Origin of the sequence: Actinoplanes sp. CA-051413 (assembly GCF_050955795.1) — a bacterium.
Classification (GTDB): domain Bacteria; phylum Actinomycetota; class Actinomycetes; order Mycobacteriales; family Micromonosporaceae; genus Actinoplanes.
The window spans coordinates 7417879-7438239 of the sequence record NZ_CP192100.1 but is presented as its reverse complement, the minus strand read 5'-3'; the positions used below and the strand labels follow the sequence as shown (position 1 = coordinate 7438239).

Below are 20361 nucleotides of genomic sequence, written 5' to 3'. Positions count from 1 at the left end.
CACGACCTTCCCACCCATGGAGGCTCACACCATGACCCCAGCCCGCCGGGCTACCGCCTGCGCGTTATCTCTTCTGACAGTGGCCGCCGCGGCCCTGTCCGGGATCGCGCCGGCCGCCGCCGTACCAGCCGAGGAGGATCTCGCGGTGTACGTCGGCACCCTCGACGCAGCACAGCTCCAGCGCCTCCGGGCCGTCGGCATCGACCACGACGAGAGCGCCGTGACCGCCGCCGCCGACGGCAAAGTCACCGTCCAGCCCATCCTCGGCCGCCGCCAGGCCGAGTCCCTGATCGCCGCCGGCGTGCCGCTGGCCGAGAAGCGCACGACCACGGCGATGCGCAAGCAGGCCGCCGCGGCGCCGACCGTCTTCCGGCAGTACAACGCCCCCGGTGGTCTCCGCGAGGAGCTCGCCGACACCGCCGCCCGCAACCCGCGCCTGGCCAAGCTGGTCACCGTCGGCAAGACGGTCCGCGGCGTACCCATCCAGGCCGTGAAGGTGACCCGCGACGCGCGGTTCGTGCCCGACGGGCGCCGCCCCGCGACGATCTACCTCGGCGGGCAGCACGCCCGCGAGTGGATCACCCCCGAGATGACCCGGCGGCTGATGCACCACGTCATCGACGGCTACGGCACCGACCCGGCGCTGACCAAGCTGCTCAACACCACCGAGGTCTGGTTCCTGCCGGTGGTGAACCCGGACGGTTACGACTTCACCTTCACCGAGGGCCACCGGCTGTGGCGCAAGAACCTGCGCGACAACAACGGCGACGGTGAGATCACCGCGGGCGACGGTGTCGACCTCAACCGCAACTTCGCGGAGAAGTGGGGCTACGACAACGAGGGCTCGTCGCCCGACCCGGCCAGCGAGACCTACCGCGGCCCGGGCCCCAACTCCGAGCCCGAGACCAAGGCGCTCGACGGGCTGTTCAAGCGGGTCGGCTTCGAGTTCCTGGTGAACTACCACTCGGCCGCCGAGCTGCTGCTCTACGGCATCGGCTGGCAGGTCAGCACGCCCAGCCCGGATGACCAGATCCAGATCGCCCTGGCCGGCGACGACGCGCACCCGGCCGTGCCCGGCTACGACCCGGACATCTCGGCCGAGCTCTACACCACCAACGGCGACACCGACTTCCACGCCCAGGTGCGCACCGGTGCGCTCGGCTTCACCCCGGAGATGAGCACCTGCGAGACGATCTCCAACCTCTACCCGGACGACCAGTGGAAGGCCGAGGACTGCGAGAGCGGCTTCAACTTCCCGGACGACGAGAAGCTGATCGAGGACGAGTTCCGCAAGAACCTGCCGTTCGCGCTGTCGGTCGGCCGGTCGGCCGTCGACCCGGACAACCCGGTCTCGACCGTCGGGCGCAGCACCGCCGACCTGACCGTCGACGCGTTCAGCACCTCGTACGGCTCGCGCCAGCAGGTGGCTGTGACCGCCCGCCGGGCCCTGCGCGACGTCACCCTGCACTACCGGGTCAACGGCGGGCGTGAGCGCACCGACGGGACCTGGGAGTGGCGCGGCGGCGAGCGCTACGGCGACGGCGTCGACAAGTACTTCGCCGAGCGCCGGGGCACGGTCGCCAAGGCCCGCGCCAAGGACAAGGTGCAGGTCTGGTTCACCGCCCGCAACGGCCGCCGGACGGTCAAGTCGGCCAGCTTCACCTACACCGTCGCCAGCAAGATCGGCGGTGACGTGCTGGTGCTCGCCGCCGAGGACGTCACCGGCGTCTCGCCGGCCAACACCGACGGCGCCACCACCGCCCGCTACGCCGCCGCGCACGTGGCGGCCCTCAAGCGCGCCGGCCGCTCGGCCGACGTCTACGACATCGACGCCAACGGCCGTCAGGCCCCGCACCCCCTCGGTGTGCTCTCGCACTACCGGACCGTGCTGTGGGAGACCGGCGACGACATCATCCCGCGGGCACCCGGCCAGCCGGCCGGCACGGTGGCCCGCTCGGCCCTGGAGACCGAGCTGGCCGTGCGTGACTACCTGAACGAGGGCGGCAAGCTGCTGTTCAGCGGCAAGTACGCCGGCTTCGCGCAGGCGGCCAACGGTGCCTACGTGTACCAGCCGAACGGCCCGGCGGAGTGCCTGGCGGCGAACGACCCGACCTGTCTGCCGCTGGGCAACGACTTCGAGCAGTACTGGCTCGGGGCGTACTCCTACGTCAGCGACGGCGGCACCAGCGCGGAGGGCACGCCGTACCCGCTGGTCGGCACCGAGGGGGCTTTCAAGGGCTTCAGTGCCACCCCGGCCGGTGACCACACCGGGTCCTTCCTGACCACGGCCAGTTTCCTGCCGCCGAAGCAGTTCCCGCAGTTCGGCAACTCGCGGGCGCCGATCGACTGGCAGCTGCCCGGGGCGGCGCCGTACGACCCGTACGACGGCGACTGGTACCTGTGGAGCGGGCAGTCGGACGTCTCGTACAAGCGGCTCACCAAGACCGTCGACCTGACGGCGGCGACCGCCGCGCGGCTGAAGTTCCAGACGTCCTTCGACACCGAGGCGGGCTGGGACTTCATGTTCGTCGAGGCGCACGTCGTGGGCACCGACGACTGGACCACGCTGCCGGACGCGGGCGGGCTGACCACCACCGAGACCGGGGACAGCTGCCAGTCCGGCATCGAGACGATCCACCCGTTCCTGACCCACTACCAGGGCGAGGGCTGCACGTCGACCGGCACCACCGGCACCTGGAACGCGGCAACCGGCACCAGCTCCGGTTGGAAACAGTTCGACGCCGACCTGAGCGCCTACGCGGGCAAGCAGGTCGAGCTCTCGATCTCCTACATGTCGGACTGGGGCACCCAGGGTCTGGGCGTCTTCCTGGACGACGTCCGGGTCGAGGTCGGCGGCGCGGTCGCGCAGCAGACCTCGTTCGAGACGGACCTCGGCGGCTGGACCGTCGCCGGGCCGCCGCCGGGCTCGGGCCGCAACAGCACCGACTGGGCGCGCAGCCAGCTCGCCTTCGACTCCGGTGCCGCCGTGACCACCGGGGACAGCGTCTACCTGGGCTTCGGCCTGGAGGGGCTGCCCGAGGATAAGCGCGTGGACCTGGTCCGCCGGGCCCTGCGTCACCTGAAGAGGTAATCCTCTTTCGGAGGTAAACCGCCAGAACCGCAGATCGCGCCGCGCGCTTGCTCTAGACAGGAGGCGCGCGGCGCGCCTGCCGGGCAGGGCGGAGAGACAACCGGTGCGAGCAAAGACACGGCCGATCCTGGCCGCGTTCCTCACTGTCCTGGCCGCGGTGACCACGGCGGCGACCCCCGCGTACGCGGTACGCGGGGGAGCGCCGAAGTGGCAGCCCTGCGAGGAGGACAAGACCGCCCAGTGCGCCACCCTCGACGTACCGGTCGACTGGGCGCGGCCGTACGGGGCGTCCGTGGCGATCGCGCTGGCCCGCCGCCCGGCCGCCGACCCGAAGCAGCGGATCGGCACGCTGGTGGTCAACCCCGGCGGCCCCGGCGGCTCGGGCGTCGACTTCACCCTCGACAGCACGTTCTTCAGCCCCGAGCTGCGCCGGCGCTTCGACATCGTGGGCTTCGACCCGCGCGGGATCTCCCGCAGCCACCCGATCGTGTGCACGACGACGGTGCTGACCGCTGCCCCGCCGCCGGCCATCGAGAGTGCGAAGGCGTACGACGCGTTCGTCGCCTACAACCGCCGGCTCGCCGCTGACTGCGCCCGGCGCACCGGACCGCTCTACGGGCACGTCGACACGCTGAGCGTGGTGCGGGACCTGGAGGCGGTACGGGCCGCGCTGGGCGAGGAGCGGATCAGCTTCTACGGGGCCTCGTACGGCACCCTGCTCGGCCAGCAGTACGCCGAGCGCTACCCGCAGCGGGTCCGCGCGATGGTGCTGGACAGCGTCATGGACCACACCGTCGACACCGACGGCTTCCTGGGGGGCGAGGCGCGCACCGCCCAGGACTCGTTCGACGAGTTCGTGGCCTGGTGCGCGCGCAGCACCGAGTGCGCCGTGCACGGCCGCGACGTCCGCAAGCTCTGGGCCGGGCTGCTCGCCTCGGCGCGGCGGGGCACGCTGCGGGACCCGAACGACACGGCGTACAAGCTGACTCTGCACGAGCTGGTCGGGGTCGCGTTCAGCTCGATGTACGACCCGCAGTGGCACTCGCTCGGCGTCTTCATCAAGGAGGCGACCGGTGGCGCGGGCACCAAGCTGGGCCGGGCCGCCGCGGTCGACGTCAGCGAGCACAACTTCCACGCCGTGTTCTGCGACGACTGGTCGATGCCGGTGGCCGGGTACGCCGACCTGCGCGCCCGCCTCGACCGGATCGCCGCGAAGTCGCCGCAGATGCCGTTCTCACCGCTCGCGCTCACCTCGGTCTACGGCTGCCTGGGCCGTACCGGCGCCACGGCCAACCCGCAGCGGGCGCTCACCCCGGCCAGGACCGGCCCGGTGCTGCTGGTCAACGCGCGGCACGACCCCGCCACCCCGTACGCCTGGGCCCAGCACGTCGCCGCCCAGCTCGGCCCGAAGGCGTCCCTGCTCACCTACGAGGGCTGGGGACACACCGTCTACGGCCGGAGCGACTGTGTGGGCGGGGCGGTGGACCGCTACCTGCTGACCGTCCGGCCGCCCGCCGCCGGGACCCGGTGCCCCGGAGTGGAGCCGAAGGCGGCGGGCGTCGGCGGCATTGCGCCGCGGCGCGGGTATCCTTAGCCTGGCTAAGTATCCCGGAGGAGGCGCCGTGTCCCATCCTTCCGCCGTCGCCCCGGCTCACTGTTGAGCCGCCGCGCGCCCCGCGCCGCCATCGACCCTGACCAGCGCAAATCCTGGCTGCGTCGCGCGCTGCCACTGGTCCGGGCGCACCGCGCGCTGCTGATCACCTCGCTCGTGCTGTCGTTCGCCGGGCTCGTCGTACAGGTGCAGATCCCGAACCTGGTCCGGCTCGGCATCGACCGGGCGATCGTCGAGCGCACCGGCGACCTGCCCACCTACGTCTGGTGGATCGTCGCCCTGGCGCTGGTTCAGGGCCTGATCAACTACGCCGCCCGGCTCTACCTGCTGCGCACCGCGTACGAGCTGGAGTACGACCTGCGCAACATCGTCTACGCGCACCTGGCCCGGATGCCGTTCGGCTTCTTCGACCGGGTCCAGTCCGGTGAGCTGATGTCGCGGTCCGGCTCGGACATCCGCGCCGTGCAGATGTACCTGTCGTTCGGCCCGTCGATCCTGGTGCAGTGCCTGATCGCGGTGGTCGCCTTCGTGCTGATGCTGTCGATCAACGTGCCGCTGGCCATCGTGGCGATGGCCACCATGCCGGTCATCGGCTTCCTCGGCGTCGGCATGCGCAGGGCGATCTTCCCGGTGTCCTGGCTCATCCAGGCCCGGCTGGCCCGGCTGGCCACCGTCGTCGACGAGAACATCCAGGGCGTGCGGATCGTCAAGGCGTTCGCCGCCGAGGGGCGCCAGCTGCGCTCGCTGGCCGAGGCCGCGGACCGGATCCGCTGGGCGTACCTGCAGGACGCCCGGATCCGCAGCCGGTGGAATCCCGTGCTGGACAACCTGCCCCGGCTGGGGCTGGCCCTGGTGCTGCTGGTCGGCGGCATCATGGTGATCGACGGCGGGACCACGGTCGGCACCATCGTGGCCTTCAACTCGTACGTGCTGATGCTCCAGCCGCCGTTCCGGATGCTCGGCATGATGATCATGATGGGTCAGCGGGCCTCGGCCTCGGCCGCGCGCATCTACGAGATCCTCGACACCCCCAGCGAGGTGGTGGACCCGGCCGAGCCGGTGGATGTGGCGCTGCGGGGTGACGTGTGCTTCGAGGACGTGCGGTTCGCGTACCCGAACGGCACCCTGGCCCTCGACGGCCTGGACCTGCGCATCCGGGCCGGGGAGACGGTGGCCGTGGTCGGGGCCACCGGCTCCGGCAAGTCCACCCTGGGCCGGCTGCTCGCCCGGTTCTACGACGTGACCGGCGGCCGGATCACCGTGGACGGGCACGACGTGCGCAGCCTGCGCCTGGCCCGGCTGCGGGACCAGGTCGGCATCGTGCCCGACGAGCCGTTCCTGTTCTCGCTCTCGCTGCACGACAACATCGCGTACGGCCGCCCCGAGGCCGACCGCGAGTCCGTGGTCGCGGCGGCGGTGGCGGCCGGGGCGGACGACTTCATCCGGGACCTGCCCGAGGGGTACGACACGGTGGTCGGCGAACGCGGCTACACCCTCTCCGGCGGCCAGCGTCAGCGCGTCGCCATCGCCCGGGCCCTGCTGGTGAACCCGCCGGTGCTCGTGCTCGACGACGCCACCAGCGCCATCGACGTGACGGTCGAGCAGCGCATCCACTCCTCGCTGCGCGACCTCATGCGCGGGCGGACCACGATCATCGTGGCGCACCGGCTCTCCACGATCAGCCTGGCCGACCGGGTGGTGCTGATGGCGGGCGGCCGGGTGGTCGCCGACGGCACCCACGAGTCGCTGCTGGCCACCGAGCCGCAGTACGCCCGGGTCCTCGCCTCGGCGGTGGCGGCATGAGCATTTTCGGTGGTGGCTTCGGCGGGTTCAGCAGTGGTGGGCGGCCCTCGATGGGGATGGCCGGGCGCAAGGGCAACGGGCTGCCGTTCGCCGGCATCCCGGCCGACGTGGCCGAGGGCGTCGCCAAACTGGAGGCGCGCGAGCCGGAGCACGGCGACCCGCGGGTCCCGTTCGACCCGGTGGCCGACAGCGGCGCCCAGGTCACGCTGCCCCGGCTGGTCATCGGGCGGCCCGGCCTGCTGGTGGCGGCGCTGCTGGCGATCCTGGTCGAGACCCTGCTGCTGCAGGCCGGGCCGTACCTGGTCCAGGTCGGCATCGACCACGGCATCGCGGCCAGGAACCTGCCCGTCCTGGTCGGCGCCACCGTCGCCTTCGTCGTGGCGGTGCTGGCCACCGGGCTGGCCACCGCGGTCCGGATGCGGCAGAGCGGCCGGCTCGCCGCCTCGGCCACCCGCGACCTGCGGATCCGGATCTTCGCCCACCTGCAGCGCATGTCGCTGGACTACTACACCCGGGAGAAGGCCGGCGTCACCATGACCCGGATGACCTCCGACGTGGAGTCGCTGCAGTCCCTGCTGGCCGACGGCTTCGCCCAGTTCGTCATCCAGGCGCTCACCATGGTCGTGGTCACCGGGGTGCTGTTCCACTACCACGCCGGGCTGGCCGTCATCACGCTCATGCTGGTCGTGCCGCCGCTGCTGATCGCCTCGCTGTGGTTCCGCCGGGCGGCCGACCGGGGCTACAACCGCCAGCGGGACGCGATCGCCGCGATGTTCGCCGACCTGTCCGAGAGCCTCAACGGCGTCCGGGTGGTCACCGCGCACAACCGGCAGGACCGCAACATCGTGGCGCACCGCGAGGTGGTCGGCGGCTACCGCGACGCCAACGATTTCACCGGCCGGATCAACGCGATCTACGGCCCCGGCACGTCGGTCATCGGCCTGCTCGGGATGGCGGCGCTGCTGCTGATCGGCGGCCGCATGGTGCTGCGCGGCACCCTGACCATCGGCGAGCTGACCGCCTTCGTGCTCTACCTGAACGCCTTCTTCCAGCCGGTGCAGCAACTGGTCCAGCTCTACACCCAGTACCAGCAGGGCCGGGCGGCGATCGGGAAGATCAACACCCTGCTCGGCCTGCGGCCGTCGGTGGTCCAGCATCCGGCGGCGACAGAGCTCCCACCGGTACGCGGGGAGATCGTCTTCGCCGGCGTCACGTTCGGCTACCTCCCGGACCGCCCGGTGCTGGCCGGCGTGGAGCTGGTGATCCACCCGGGCGAGACGGTGGCCTGCGTGGGCCCGACCGGCGCGGGCAAGTCGACGCTGGCCAAGCTGGTCACCCGCCTCTACGACCCGACCGCGGGCAGCATCCGGATCGACGGTCACGACCTGCGCGAGGTCACCCTGGCCTCGCTGCGCCGGCAGATCGGCGTGGTCCCGCAGGAGCCGTTCCTGTTCGCCGGGACGCTGCGCGACAACATCGCCTTCGCCCGTCCGGCCGCCACCGACGCCGAGGTGTGGGCGGCGGTCGACGCGGTCGGCCTGCGGGACCTGGTGGAACGCTCGCCGGAGGGCCTCGCGACCCCGCTGCACGAGCGCGGCCAGTCGGTGTCCTCGGGCGAGCGCCAGCTGCTGGCCCTGGCCCGGGCGTTCCTGGCCGAGCCCCGGGTGGTGGTGCTGGACGAGGCCACCTCGAGCCTGGACCTGCGCAGCGAGCTGCGGGTCGAGGCGGCGCTGGACCGCCTGCTGGACGGGCGTACGGCGATCCTGGTGGCGCACCGGCTGTCGACGGCCATGCGGGCGGACCGGATCATCGTGGTGGACGAGCACCGCATCGTGGAGACGGGCAGCCACGACGAGCTGCTGGCCGCGGGCGGCCGCTACGCGACGATGTTCGAGACCTGGGCGGCCCACTCCTCGCCGGCCTGATCCCCGCCGGCCCGTAGGCTGGGGACCGTGCAGCAGGCATTCTGGATCGACGAGCAGTTCGATCGCGAGCATGCGACCGGCGGGCCGAGCCGGTACGCCGGCGAGGTCCGCAGCCGCATCGGCGAGTTCGCCGACGCGTGGGGCGACTTCGCGCCGGTCACCTTCGCCGTGGTGGCGTGGCGGCTGGCCACCGGCCTGGAGCCCGGCTACGTCCGCCGGCATCCCCGGATCGTCTCGGCGGCCTGTTCGCGCAGCGCCTGGGACGGCAGCCTGACCTGCGACGTCACGCTGGTGTCGCCGTGGCCCGCCCAGCTCACCTGGAGCCGCCAGTGGGACCGGGACCGCGGCTGGCGCGACTGGCCCCAGCTGTTCGGCCAGTACGTCGGCCCGTCCGAGCAGGACCTGACCCGCAGCCCGCACCTGCGCGCCTCGCTGCTGGTGCAGGCACCCGTCCGGCTCGACGACCTGCCACCCGCCCCGGAAGGCCCGGAGGCGGAGGTCGAGCAGAGCGCGCACCGGGCTGTCGCCGTGCTGGTCCGAGAGCTCAACGAGCTCCTGAACCCCATCGTCGACCAGCTCGAGACGGACATCCCCGCCGACTCGTGACTGCCGGGTGTCGTTGATCGACATCGGTCGAGGGCTACCCAGCGGTAACCCTGCTGGGTAGCGTGGCTGCTACGAGCAGCCGTACCCGGGTCAAGGGGGTAGACCGTGACCGAACCGGCCGACGTCACCGAGAAGCAGGCGCGCAAGGTCGCCGAGGAGGCCCGCCAGTCCGAGTGGCGCAAGCCCAGCTTCGGCAAGGAGCTGTTCCTCGGGCGGTTACGGCTCGACCTCATCGATCCCTGGCCCGCGGCGGAGCCCCGTCCCGATGCGGAGGAGTTCCTGGCCAAGCTGGAGGCGTACCTGGTCGCGGAGGTCGACGGCGCCCGCATCGAGCGGGAGGCCCGCATCCCCGACGAGGTCTTCCACGGCCTGGCCGCGCTCGGCGCGTTCGGCATGAAGATCGACAAGGAGTACGGCGGTCTCGGCCTGTCCAACCTGCACTACTGCCGGGCGCTGACCCTGATCGGCTCGGCCAGTCCGGCCGTCGGTGCGCTGCTGTCGGCCCACCAGTCGATCGGCGTGCCGCAGCCGCTCAAGACCTTCGGCACCCCGGAGCAGAAGAAGGCGTTCCTGCCCCGGCTGGCCGCCGGCGAGGTGTCCGCGTTCCTGCTCACCGAGCCGGACGTCGGCTCCGACCCGGCCCGCCTGGGCACCGTCGCCGAGCCCGTCGAGGGCGGCTACCGGCTCAACGGGGTGAAGCTGTGGGCAACCAACGGCACCGTGGCGACCCTGCTGGTCGTGATGGCCCGGGTGCCCGGCAAGGGCATCACCGCGTTCGTGGTGGAGGGCGACGCACCCGGCATCACGGTGGAACGGCGCAACGAGTTCCTCGGCCTGCGCGGCCTGGAGAACAGCGTGACCCGCTTCCACGACGTGTTCGTGCCGCAGGAGAACGTCATCGGCGGCCTCGGCAAGGGCCTCAAGATCGCACTGACCACGCTCAACACCGGCCGGTTGTCGCTGCCGGCGATGTGTGTCGGCGCGTCGAAGTGGTCGCTCGCCGTCGCGCGGGAGTGGTCGGCCGAGCGGGTGCAGTGGGGCCGGCCGGTGTCGCAGCACGAGGCTGTCGCCAAGAAGATGGCCTTCATCGCCGCGACCACGTACGCGATGGAGTCCACCCTGGATCTGTGCTGCATCCTGGCCGACGACGACCGCAACGACATCCGGATCGAAGCCGCGCTGATCAAGCTCTTCGCCAGCGAGACGGCCTGGCTGGTCGCCGACGAGCTGATCCAGATCCGCGGCGGCCGCGGCTACGAGACGGCCGCCTCGCAGGCCGCCCGCGGTGAACGCGCGGCCGAGGCCGAGCAGGTCCTGCGGGACCTGCGGATCAACCGCATCTTCGAGGGCTCCACCGAGATCATGCACCTGCTCATCGCCCGGGAGGCGGTCGACGCGCACCTCACGGTGGCCGGCGACATCATCGACCCGGAGGCCGGGATGGGCCGCAAGGCCCGCGCCGGGGCCCGGGCCGGGGCCTTCTACGCGCGGTGGCTGCCGAGCCTGGCGGTCGGGCGTGGCCAGGTGCCGACCGGGTACGCCGAGTTCGGCCCGCTCGCCCGGCACCTGCGCTACGTCGAGCGGACCTCGCGCAAGCTGGCCCGGTCGACGTTCTACGGGATGTCCCGCTGGCAGGGCGGGCTGGAGCACAAGCAGGCCTTCCTCGGCCGCATCGTCGACATCGGCGCCGAGCTGTTCGCCATGTCGGCGGTGTGCGTGCGGGCCCGCGCCGAACGCGAGCACCGCGCCGCGGGTCACGAACTGGCCGACCTGTTCTGCCAGCAGTCCCGGCTCCGGGTGGAGGCGCTCTTCGCCGCGCTCTGGGAGAACACCGACTCCCTGGACGTCGAAGCCACCCGGCGGGTGCTGGGCGGCCGCTATGCCTTCCTGGAGCAGGGCATCATCCCGCGGTCCACCGAGGGCGCCTGGGTGTCGGCGTGGCAGCCGGGGCCGGCGACGGTCGAGGATGTCCGCCGGCGGATCCCGCCCTTCACGGCCGCAGACTGATCAACGCCTGGCCGGTGCCGGGATCGAACGGCACCGACTCGTGGTCGTGCACGATCAACCACCGCCCGTCGACCCGCCGGCAGCCGAGGGTGGCCCGTACCCACATGTCGACCTGCGCGCCGGAGTGCAGCGTGCCGGAGACGTGGTAGAGAAACGAGCAGAACCCGACGTCGCCGTCTGCCGTCACCTGCAGGTCGCGCACCTCGTAGCCGATGTCCGAGGCGTACCCGTCGAACCAGGCCCGGGTCGCCTGCTCCACGGCGGCGCTGCCCTGCGCGTGCAGCGGGGGCAGCACGTTGAAAGTGATGACGTCGGGATGCTGGCGCGCCGCGAGGGGCTTGGGATCCTTCGCCCGTACGGCGGCGATCCGTTCCTCGACCACCGCGCGAAGTTCGGTTCGGCTGTCCATGACACCTCCCGGCATCGGTTGTCCCGTTCCATCAGCACCTACCCGGCCCGACGTAGCGCAACCCGGCCGGGTGGGGGAGCACGGACCTGGCAGGGTGCGGAGATCCGTTCGGGAGCGCCAGCGACTGGATCTCCGCGCCCGGTCTCGGCGGGAGTGACGGTCCGGGCCATGCAACCAGGCACGACATGATCCTTCTCTTGATCTTGATGACGCTGGGTGACGAGCGTGTCCCGGGTTGTGCGCACCTCCCACTCGCGGTAGGCAGGAGTCTGTCCACTCTGTTCTCACCGCTCCCGGAGGCATGATGCGGTTCTCGACCGCGCTGGCCATGACGGCCACGCTCACCGCGACCACCGTCGCCCTCGTGCCCGCCGCGGCCTCCGCCCACGGCGGTGCGCCACCCCTGAGCCCCACCGCCACCGGCTACGGCGGCGCGGTCTCCACCGTCGACCCCACCGCGACCGCCGTCGGCCTCGACGTGCTGCGACGCGGCGGTAACGCCGTCGACGCGGCCGTGGCCGCTGCCGCGACCCTCGGGGTCACCGAGCCGTTCTCCGCCGGTATCGGCGGTGGCGGCTTCTTCGTCTATTACGACGCGAAACACCGCAAGGTGCACACCATCGACGGCCGCGAGTCCGGGCCGGCCACGATGACCGAGGACATCTTCGTCGATCCGGCCGACGGCCTGCCCTACGACTTCGCCGAGGCCCGGGTCAGCGGCCTGTCCGTCGGCACCCCCGGCACCCTGGCCACCTGGGAGGCCGCGACCGGCAAGTGGGGCACCCGCTCCCTGGGCAGCCTGTTGCAGCCCGCCGCCAAGGTCGCCGACCGGGGCTTCGCCGTCGACGCCACCTTCCGGCAGCAGATCGCCGACAACGCGGCGCCCTTCGCCCAGTTCGGCTCCACCCGTGAGCTGTACCTGCCCGGCGGTGCCCCGCCCGCGGTCGGTTCCGTGCAGCGCAACCCCGACCTGGCCGACACCTACCGGCTGATCGCCAAGCGCGGCACCGGCGTCTTCTACCGCGGTCCCGTCGGCGCCGACATCGTGCGCACCGTGCAGCACCCGCCGGTCGCCGCCGACCCCGCCGCCCCCTGGGCGTACCCGATCCGCCCCGGCGACCTGCGCCTGTCCGACCTGGCCAACTACCGGCTGCGGTTCCCCGCCCCGACGAAGTCCGACTACCGGGGCCTGACCGTCTACGGCATGTCCACCCCGTCCAGCGGCGGCACGGCGGTCGGCGAGGCGCTGAACATCCTGGAGCGGACCGACCTCTCCGAGGTCTCCATGACCCAGGCCCTGCACCAGTACCTCGAGGCTTCCGCGCTGTCCTTCGCGGACCGTAATCGCTACGTGGGCGCCTACACGCCGCAGCCCGTACTGGATCGGCTGATCAGTGACCGGTGGGCGGCCCAGCGGGCCTGCCAGATCAACCCCGCGGCGGCCCTGCCCAAGCCGGTGGCGCCGGGCGACATCACCGCCTCGGGCTGCACGCCGGCGCGCGTCGGCGGCAAGGTCGAGGACGGGCAGAGCACGACCAACCTCACCGTCGCCGACCGCTGGGGCAACGTCGTGGAATACACCCTGACGATCGAGCAGACCGGCGGCAACGCGATGGTCGTGCCGGGCCGCGGCTTCCTGCTCAACAACGAGCTGACCGACTTCAACTTCACCGGTACGCAGGGCAGCGCGCCCGACCCCAACCTGCCCGGCCCGAACAAGCGTCCCCGCAGCTCCATGTCGCCGACGATCGTGCTCAAGGACGGCCGGCCGTTCCTGGCCGTCGGCTCGCCCGGCGGCGCCACCATCATCACCACCGTGCTGCAGGTGCTGGTCAACCGGATCGACCTGGGCATGACCCTGCCGGAGGCGATGGCAGCTCCGCGGGCGTCGCAGCGCAACACCGCCGCTGTCCAGGCCGAGCCGGCGTTCATCGCGCAGTACGGCGACGCCCTGGGCCGGCTCGGGCACGCGTTCCAGCCGCCCGTGGCGGAGCTGGGCGCGGCCACCGCGATCGAGTTCGGCCGCGGCGGCCAGCTGATCGCCAGTGCCGAGCCGGCCCGGCGTGGCAGCGGTGCCGCGGGCGTGGTGCATCCCCGGCGCTGACCTGATGGCCTGTCCCGCCGCGCGGCGGGACAGGCCTCACGCCGTCAGGGCGATCGTCAGCGCGCCGGCCGCGACCATCACCGCGGCCCACAGCTTGTCCACGTTGAACCAGGCCCGGCGCAGCACGCTCAGGCCGACGAACTCGTAGACCAGCACGGCGCAGGTCGCCAGCACCGCGAACATCGCCACCGTGTGCACGCCCGCCGCCAGCAGCCCGTCGAGGGCCGCGGCGGGCGTGCCGGCCAGCCCGGCCGGGCCCGCCGCGGCGAGATGCCCGGCATGCCCGCCCGGCTGCGCCTTCGTCGTCGTGGCCAGCACCGGCAGCAGCATCAGCCCGGCGCCGTGCGCCGAGGACATCAGGAACGACCAGCCGGCCAGTTGCGCCGCGGACAGCCGCATACCGGCCCACCGGAAGTGCCGGGCCGAGAGCAGCCGCCACAGGCCGAAGCCGACCAGCACGACCCCGCCGACGATCGCCACCACGTTGCCGGCCACCACCGACTCGGTCGCCGACACCACCGCCGCCACGATCGCCACCGAGGCCAGGTGCCCGGCGGCGATCGGCGGCACCGAGCGCAGCAGCACGGCCCGGCTACGTTCCTGCATGCCCCGGGCCACCGCGAAGAGCCAGCCCATGGCCGGGTTCAGCCCGTGGAAGGCGCCCAGCGCCGCCAGCACCGCGAGCTGGCCACCGGTCACGGGAAGCAGTACGAGTCGGACGAGGCGTCGCCACCCTGCAGCCGTACCTGATGCACGCGCCGGCCGCGGAACTCGTCGCCGTGCGGGAAGAAGTTCGGATCCAGGGTCATGCCGCCGCGCTCGGTGTCCACGTCGATCTTCGCCAGCCACGCGCCCACGCCGTCCGGGTAGAACTGGTCGTCCCAGGAGCCGTACAGCGAGTTCGTGACGTAGACCCGGCTGCCGTCGCGGGAGACCTCGACCATCTGCGGGCCGCCGGCCAGCCGCTCGTCCGGGAACGACGGGTGCGCCACCCGGCCGACGACGCCGCCGAGCCGGACCGAGCCGGTCTGCACCGGGTGGAACGGGTCGCTGACGTCGAACTGCTTCAGCTCGCCGGTGCCCCAGCAGGAGACGTAGAGGAAGCGGTCGTCCACCGACAGGTCGATGTCGGTGATCAGCGGCGGGACCGCACCGAACGGCTGCAGCGCCGGCGGCAGGGCCTCGGCGTCGGCGGGCTCGGCGGCCACGTCGATGACCTTGGTGACCGCGAACTGCCCGTCGTCGCCGCGATGCCACACCCAGACCGAGGCCGACAGGTCCTCGACGCTGGTGACGACGCCGAGGAAGCCGTACTCCTTGCGCGGGTCGTGGGCGGGACGCAGCTCCAGCGTCATCTGGTACTGGTCGCCGAGGTCGACCGTCTGCACCAGGGAACGTTTGGCCAGGTCCCAGAAGTGCAGGCGGTGGCCGTACTTGCGGCCCAGCAGCAGCTCCGGGACCAGACCGTCCTCGATCATGGACGGCGTGCCCCACTCGGAGGAGACCAGCACGTCTCGGGTCAGGTGCCACCAGAAGTCGTACGCCAGGTACTGGTCGCCGCGGTCGCTCTCCCACGCGCCGCGTACCTCGAAGGTCGTGTGGTCCAGCACCGCGATGCCGCCCGGTCCGTCGGACGAGCCGCCGCCGAGCGCGGAGACGTAGATGCCGTCCGGGCCGCAGTGGATGGTGTGCGGCCGGGAGTAGCCGGCCTTGCCGGCCAGCTCCTCGGCCGGGATCTCCTTGACCAGTACGGGGTTGCGCGGGTCGTCCTTGGTGTCCAGCACGTAGATCCGCGACGAGCGCAGCCCGGGCACGATCAGGTAGCGCCGCTCGACGTGCGGGTGCGGCGCGGTGGGGCACAGGGCGCTGCTGCACGCGTTCCACCCGAAGTGGTGCAGCTCGTCGCCGGTGTGCGGCAGCTCGGTCCAGCCGACGACCGCGCCGTACGTGGCGGAGACCGGGTCGGTGTCCACGACGGCGATGGCGTCCGGTTGCCCGGCCGACCGGTCGAACGCGGCGATGTACGCCAGCTGTTCGGCGGGCGCACCGGCGGCGTCACGCGGGGAGGGATAGAACGTCGGGTCTGGTGTCCACCTCGTCATGGTGGTCATCCTCGCCCGGCGGCAGCCCGGTGAACAGGGTCACAATTGTCAACGAGTTGTCAACGAGCGTCCAGCGGCAGCCGCACGGACACGGTCGTGCCGGGTCCTTCGTGCTCGCTGAGCTCGATGGTGCCGTGGTGGCGCTGCACGACCGCGCGGCTGAGCGTCAGCCCCAGCCCGCTGCCGGGAATGGCCCGGTCGCGGGCCCGGCTCGTGCGGTACAGACCGGTGAACATCTTCTCGCGTTCCTCCTGCGAGACGCCGATCCCGGTGTCCGAGATCGACAGCTCGGCGGCCCGGCCGGTGGTCCGCAACCGCACCGCGATCCGCCCGCCGTCGGGGCTGTACTTGACGGCGTTGCCGAGCAGGTTGTCGACGACCTGACGCAGCCGGTGCCGGTCACCGGGCAGCACCAGCTCGTCGGGCAGCTCGTCGACGATCGACACCGGCTCGTCGGTGATGGCGTCCCGGGCGGCCTGCACCGACTCCCGGACGAGCTCGGCCAGGTTGATCGGGCTGAGCTGCACCGCGGCGTGCCCGGTGTCGAGCGCGGAGAGCTCAAGGAGTTCGTTGATGATGTGCCGCAGCTGGGTGGCGTTGCGGTCGATGACCTCCAGCAGCCGGGGCCCCTCGGCCACGAGCGTCTCGGCGTCGGCGTCCCGCAGCAGCTCGGTATAGGCGGCGATCGAGGTCAGCGGCGTCCGCAGCTCGTGACCGATCAGCGCGAGATACTCGTTCTTGGTCCGGATGAGCTGCCGCTGCAGATCGTCGACCAGCCGCTTCTCGATGAACTGGGCGATCTGCGCGGAGATCCCGGACATGAGCGCGACCAGCTCGTCCTCGGGATCCTCGATGGTGTCGGCGAAAGCGGTCAGCACACCCAGCGGCTCGAGCCCGTTGCGCACCGGGATGGCCAGCGCGGTGTGCAGCCGCGAGCTCTCGGCGGTCTCGGGGGAGATCAGGCTCTGCGGCCGGCCGACGTCGCGGATCCAGAGCGGCTTGCCGGCCTGCCAGGCCCGGCCGGGCAACCCGGTGCCGTACGGCAGTTCGGCCGGCACCTCGATGTCGGACTGCCAGCTGGGCGAGTTCCAGCTGGCGGCGGACCGCACCACGCCGGCAGCCTCGTCGACCAGCCACAACTCGGCATGGGTCCAGCCGAGCGTCCCGACCACGGCCTCCAGCACCCGAGGCCCGGCCGCCTCGATCGTCGGCGCGGCGGCGAGGGCGGTGACCACGGCAAGCTCACAGGTACGGAACCGTTCGGCCCGCCGCTGCCGGGTGACATCCTGAACGGCCTGCACAGCGCCGACGGTCTCCCCATCGGGTCCGAGAATCGGTTGCGCGTCGATCAGGTAGTAGCGGGTACGCCCACCACGTCCCTGCAGCACCAGCTCCTCGTTGCGAAGCCGCTCACCGCGAAGCGCCCGGAACAAAGCGACGTCACCGGGAGCGATGGGCCGCCCGTCCCCGTCACTCAGCCCGTCCCCGTCACTCGGCCCGGCGACCGCGGGGTGGTCGGAGAGATCGGCGGGCATCCGCGCGCCACCCCAGAGCCGCTGCATCCGGGCATTGACCAGCACAACCCGCCCATCGGCGTCGCAAGCGGTGACCCCGTCATGCAGGTTGTCCAGCACGGCATCGAGGAACCGCCGCTGCCGATCAACCTCCTGGCGCCCCTGCTGCTCAGTGATGAGCAAAGTCCCGAGCCGCGCGGCATCACCGACGGCGGCGACATCATCGGCGGACCACTCATGCGGCTGGGTGTCGAGCGCACAACAGATCCCGAGTACGGCCCCGGAGGCGTCCCGGATCGGCTGCCCGAGATAGGCGCCGCTGAGCCCCCGCCGCCGGATCGGAGAATTGGCCGGAATCCGCGGATCGGTGGCGAAGTCAGTGATCACCAACGGCCGGCCGTCGGCGACAACCAGCCCGGCGAGACTGTCCCGCAGCGGGGTGTCGCCGATGTCCTCCCAGCGCATCCGCATGCCGTAACTGCCGTAGATCCGCAACGCCTCACCGTCGACGAAATGCACGAGCCCGCCGGGCGCATGCGCGGCGCGGGCGATGAGGGCGGCAAGCTGCTCACCGGCGGCGCTGTTGATGGTGTCGTCGTGAGCGGAGAAGATCTCCGGCCACGACTGCCGGCCACGGTCGGCGGGGGATGCATCCCGGTGTTCGGCCCGATGAATGCCGTTGAGCGAGACGACCGCGGTCGCGGTTGCTGCCTGCGCGGCGGGCGTGTGCGCGGTTGTCGGCCGCGGGGCCGTGGGCTGCGGGGTTGTGACTTGGGTGGTCGTGACCTGCGCGCTTGCCGGCTGCCCGTTCGCGGGCCGCGCCGTCGTGGGTTGCCCCTTGGCCGGCGGTGGGGTCGTGGGCTGCGCCGTCGTGCGTTGCCCGTCGGCGGGCTGCCCGTTCGCGGGTTGCTCGGTCGCGGGCTGCCCGTTCGTGGGCTGTGCCGGTGAGGGATGCTGGGTTGAGGCGTTGGGGGCCGCCGGCCGGGTCGTGGCGGGCTCCGCCGGCCCGGTGGTGACGGGCTCTGCCGGCTCGGATTGGTCGGTGGGTCCAGGGGCGGCAGGCGCCGGGCTCTTCGCGGCCGGCGGGGTGCCGGGTCGCGTGGGCCCGTCCGGTTCGGTGCTGGCCGGCGTGGTCGCCGCCGCAGCCGTTCCGGCAGGCCGGGCGCTCGGCGCCACCGGTGCGGCGGGACGCTCGAGGCCAAGATCACTTCGCGGCATGCTTGGACCTCCGCAGATCAGGCTACGGACCAAGAAGCCATAAAACCGGCAAACCACCGGAAAATATCGAGTCGACCACCGGGGTGGGTGCCGCCACCAGCGGTGTCAGGTCCGGCGGTAGATGAGGTCAAAGATCTTCCGCCCGGAGCTGACCCCACGCCGTTCGAACTTCGTCTCGGGGCGATGGGCCGGCCGCGGGGCGAACCCCTCGTGGGTGTTGGCCAGGCCCGGATCGGCGTCCAGAGTCTCGGCCATCGCCTCGGCGTAGTGGGCCCAGTCGGTCGCGCAGTGGAGCGTGCCGCCCGGTCGGAGCCGCTCCCGCAGCAGGGCGACGTTAGCCGGCTGAATCAGGCGGCGTTTGTGGTGCCGGGCCTTGGGCCACGGGTCGGGAAAGAAGGCGTGCACCGCGTCCAGGCTGCCCGCCGGCACCTTGCGAACCAGCTCCATCGCATCGCCGTGCGCGACCCGTACGTTGGTGAGGCCGCGTTCGCCGATCAACGAGAGCAGGTTGCCGATGCCCGGCGTGTGCACCTCCACCGCGAGGTAGTCCCGGCCGGGGTCGGCGGCCGCCATCGCCGCCGTCGTGTCACCCATGCCGAAGCCGATCTCCAGCACCTTGGGCGCATCGCGGCCGAACAACTCCACCAGGTCGAGGGGAGTGCGATCACCGTCGACGACTGTGAGCCCATACGCCGGCCAGATGTCGGTCATGGCGTCCGCGTGCCGGCTGCCCATCCGGCCACGCCGGGGATGGAACGTCCGGATCGGGCGCTCTGTCGTCTCACTCATCAGGCCGTCCACGATACGCAGCGCCGGCCGCCGGTCATCCGGCGGCGTGAGCAGGCCGGGACCGCCGGGCCGGCCGTCATCGCTCTCCCGGGATCACCTCACCGGCTGCACACTCGGCTGCGAGCCCTGGTGGAACGGCGTCCGCGCCCCCGTGGCCAGGTTGACCACCATCACCCACGAACCGTTGCGGTACGTGCCCGTGGCCACCCCGCGGTTCGCGTCCACGTACGCCAGCTCGCGGTCCTGGCTGGCCCCCACCGTGCGCTTCGCCCCGGTCGCCGTGTCGTATTCCACCACGTGCAGCGGCTGGTTCTCCGCGGCCGTCTCGCCCTGCTGGTACGCCGTCCAGGCCAGCTTCGCCCCGTCGGCGCGCCAGCTCGGGATCACCGCGAAGCCGGAGTTCTGCAGGCTGCCGCCGCCGTACGCCGCGACGGTCTTCTCGCCGCCGGTCGCCACCGTGCCCACCGTCAGGCAGGCGTCGTACGTCGATTCGCAGTCGCCGCCGCGGAAGGCGACCCGGGTGCCGTCGGGGGACCAGGCCACCGCGTCGTCGGTGCGGAGCCGGTCGGGGAGCGCGCTCGGCGTCCCGGCCTTCGCGGCGGGGGCGGGCTCGGCCGGCAGCGGCTCGTCGCGGCAGTACGCCGGGAAGACCACCGTGGGCGTGGCCCCGGCCGTGGTCGCGGAGATCTGGTAGACGCCCGGGCCGCCGGAGCAGGAGAGCGAGGCGAACGCGATGCTGGTGCTGTCCGGGGACCAGGACGGGCCGGACGCGGCGCGGGTGGTGAGCCGGCGCTGGCCGGTGCCGTCGGCCTTCATGGTCCACAGCTGGCCGGCCTTGAGCAGGGCGATCGAGCGCCCGTTGGGGCTGAAGCGCGGCCGCGACCAGCCGCCGCCGGTGGTCAGCTTCGTCTCCGTCGCGCCCTTGCTCACCCACACGTCGCCGGCGCGGACGTACGCCACCAGGCTCGGCATGGCCGGGGTGGCCGCGGCGGCGGGCGCCGTCTGGAAGAGCGCCCCCGCCGCGGCTCCGAGCACCGTCAGCGCGATGGTGCCTGCTGCTCGCGTCACAACCCGCATGTCCGAACGCCCCCCGACGTGTCGCCGTTCACCTACACCGGAGACATCGTCGCAACCGGGCTGCTCCTAAGAAGTTCCCGCGCCGAAACCTGGAGAAATACGGA

General features: G+C 72.2%; 13 protein-coding genes. 7 read left to right on the top strand and 6 right to left on the bottom strand.

Annotated elements, in window-relative coordinates:
- Positions 1 to 31 precede the first annotated feature (31 nt).
- The 6 genes from ACQP2Y_RS34995 to ACQP2Y_RS34970 all read left to right on the top strand — a co-directional run bounded on the left by ACQP2Y_RS34995 (position 32) and on the right by ACQP2Y_RS34970 (position 11044).
- Entirely contained in the window at positions 32 to 3091 is a 3060-nt protein-coding gene (locus ACQP2Y_RS34995) for a M14 family zinc carboxypeptidase (protein ID WP_433720264.1), read from the top strand.
- A 103-nt stretch (positions 3092 to 3194) separates the two neighbouring features.
- On the top strand, positions 3195 to 4685 hold the full coding sequence (locus ACQP2Y_RS34990) for an alpha/beta hydrolase (protein ID WP_433720262.1): 1491 nt from the start codon (positions 3195 to 3197) through the stop codon (positions 4683 to 4685).
- Between the two features lie 63 nt (positions 4686 to 4748).
- Positions 4749 to 6506: an ABC transporter ATP-binding protein gene (locus ACQP2Y_RS34985; RefSeq protein ID WP_433720260.1), complete on the top strand. Its 1758-nt coding sequence runs from the start codon at positions 4749 to 4751 to the stop codon at positions 6504 to 6506.
- A complete protein-coding gene (locus ACQP2Y_RS34980) occupies positions 6503 to 8431 on the top strand; it encodes an ABC transporter ATP-binding protein (RefSeq protein ID WP_433720259.1) in 1929 nt (642 codons plus the stop codon). The genes ACQP2Y_RS34985 and ACQP2Y_RS34980 overlap by 4 nt, the downstream gene beginning before the upstream one ends.
- 27 nt (positions 8432 to 8458) lie before the next feature.
- The gene (locus ACQP2Y_RS34975; RefSeq protein ID WP_433720257.1) at positions 8459 to 9037 is read left to right on the top strand and encodes a hypothetical protein; all 579 of its coding nucleotides are present in this window, start codon (positions 8459 to 8461) and stop codon (positions 9035 to 9037) included.
- A gap of 105 nt (positions 9038 to 9142) precedes the next feature.
- Complete coding sequence (locus ACQP2Y_RS34970; RefSeq protein WP_433720256.1) at positions 9143 to 11044, top strand: acyl-CoA dehydrogenase family protein; 1902 nt, start codon at positions 9143 to 9145, stop codon at positions 11042 to 11044.
- On the opposite strand, the gene ACQP2Y_RS34965 is transcribed toward ACQP2Y_RS34970, so the two are convergent.
- Positions 11028 to 11453: a YybH family protein gene (locus tag ACQP2Y_RS34965; RefSeq protein ID WP_433720254.1), complete on the bottom strand. Its 426-nt coding sequence runs from the start codon at positions 11451 to 11453 to the stop codon at positions 11028 to 11030. The two genes, ACQP2Y_RS34970 and ACQP2Y_RS34965, sit on opposite strands and share 17 nt — an antisense overlap.
- A 301-nt stretch (positions 11454 to 11754) precedes the next feature.
- Between ACQP2Y_RS34965 and ggt the strand changes: the two genes are divergently transcribed.
- Positions 11755 to 13557 (top strand): gamma-glutamyltransferase, encoded by a 1803-nt coding sequence (gene ggt / locus ACQP2Y_RS34960; protein ID WP_433720252.1) that lies wholly within the window; start codon positions 11755 to 11757, stop codon positions 13555 to 13557.
- Positions 13558 to 13593: 36 nt separating this feature from the next.
- Here ggt and ACQP2Y_RS34955 read toward each other — a convergent pair whose 3' ends face one another.
- The 5 genes from ACQP2Y_RS34955 to ACQP2Y_RS34935 form a co-directional block, all read right to left on the bottom strand.
- The gene (locus ACQP2Y_RS34955; RefSeq protein WP_433720250.1) at positions 13594 to 14256 is read right to left on the bottom strand and encodes a hypothetical protein; all 663 of its coding nucleotides are present in this window, start codon (positions 14254 to 14256) and stop codon (positions 13594 to 13596) included.
- Positions 14253 to 15659 carry a selenium-binding protein SBP56-related protein gene (locus ACQP2Y_RS34950; protein ID WP_433720248.1) on the bottom strand — a complete coding sequence of 469 codons (1407 nt, stop codon included), beginning with the start codon at positions 15657 to 15659 and terminating at the stop codon, positions 14253 to 14255. Before ACQP2Y_RS34950 ends, ACQP2Y_RS34955 begins: the two co-directional genes overlap by 4 nt.
- A 59-nt stretch (positions 15660 to 15718) precedes the next feature.
- On the bottom strand, positions 15719 to 18391 hold the full coding sequence (locus tag ACQP2Y_RS34945; protein ID WP_433720246.1) for an ATP-binding protein: 2673 nt from the start codon (positions 18389 to 18391) through the stop codon (positions 15719 to 15721).
- 105 nt (positions 18392 to 18496) lie between these two features.
- The gene (gene trmB / locus ACQP2Y_RS34940; protein ID WP_433720244.1) at positions 18497 to 19180 is read right to left on the bottom strand and encodes a tRNA (guanosine(46)-N7)-methyltransferase TrmB; all 684 of its coding nucleotides are present in this window, start codon (positions 19178 to 19180) and stop codon (positions 18497 to 18499) included.
- Positions 19181 to 19273: 93 nt separating this feature from the next.
- Positions 19274 to 20248, bottom strand: coding sequence for a hypothetical protein (locus ACQP2Y_RS34935; RefSeq protein ID WP_433720243.1), 975 nt, complete (start codon positions 20246 to 20248; stop codon positions 19274 to 19276).
- Positions 20249 to 20361 lie beyond the last annotated feature (113 nt).

Excerpts from the sequence above, each read along its gene's own strand:
- ACQP2Y_RS34995 (WP_433720264.1), top strand. The coding sequence starts at position 32 with ATGACCCCAGCCCGCCGGGCTACCGCCTGCGCGTTATCTCTTCTGACA.
- ACQP2Y_RS34980 (WP_433720259.1), top strand. The coding sequence starts at position 6,503 with ATGAGCATTTTCGGTGGTGGCTTCGGCGGGTTCAGCAGTGGTGGGCGG.
- ACQP2Y_RS34965 (WP_433720254.1), bottom strand. The coding sequence starts at position 11,453 with ATGGACAGCCGAACCGAACTTCGCGCGGTGGTCGAGGAACGGATCGCC.
- ggt (WP_433720252.1), top strand. The coding sequence starts at position 11,755 with ATGATGCGGTTCTCGACCGCGCTGGCCATGACGGCCACGCTCACCGCG.
- ACQP2Y_RS34950 (WP_433720248.1), bottom strand. The coding sequence starts at position 15,659 with ATGACGAGGTGGACACCAGACCCGACGTTCTATCCCTCCCCGCGTGAC.
- ACQP2Y_RS34945 (WP_433720246.1), bottom strand. The coding sequence starts at position 18,391 with ATGCCGCGAAGTGATCTTGGCCTCGAGCGTCCCGCCGCACCGGTGGCG.
- trmB (WP_433720244.1), bottom strand. The coding sequence starts at position 19,180 with ATGAGTGAGACGACAGAGCGCCCGATCCGGACGTTCCATCCCCGGCGT.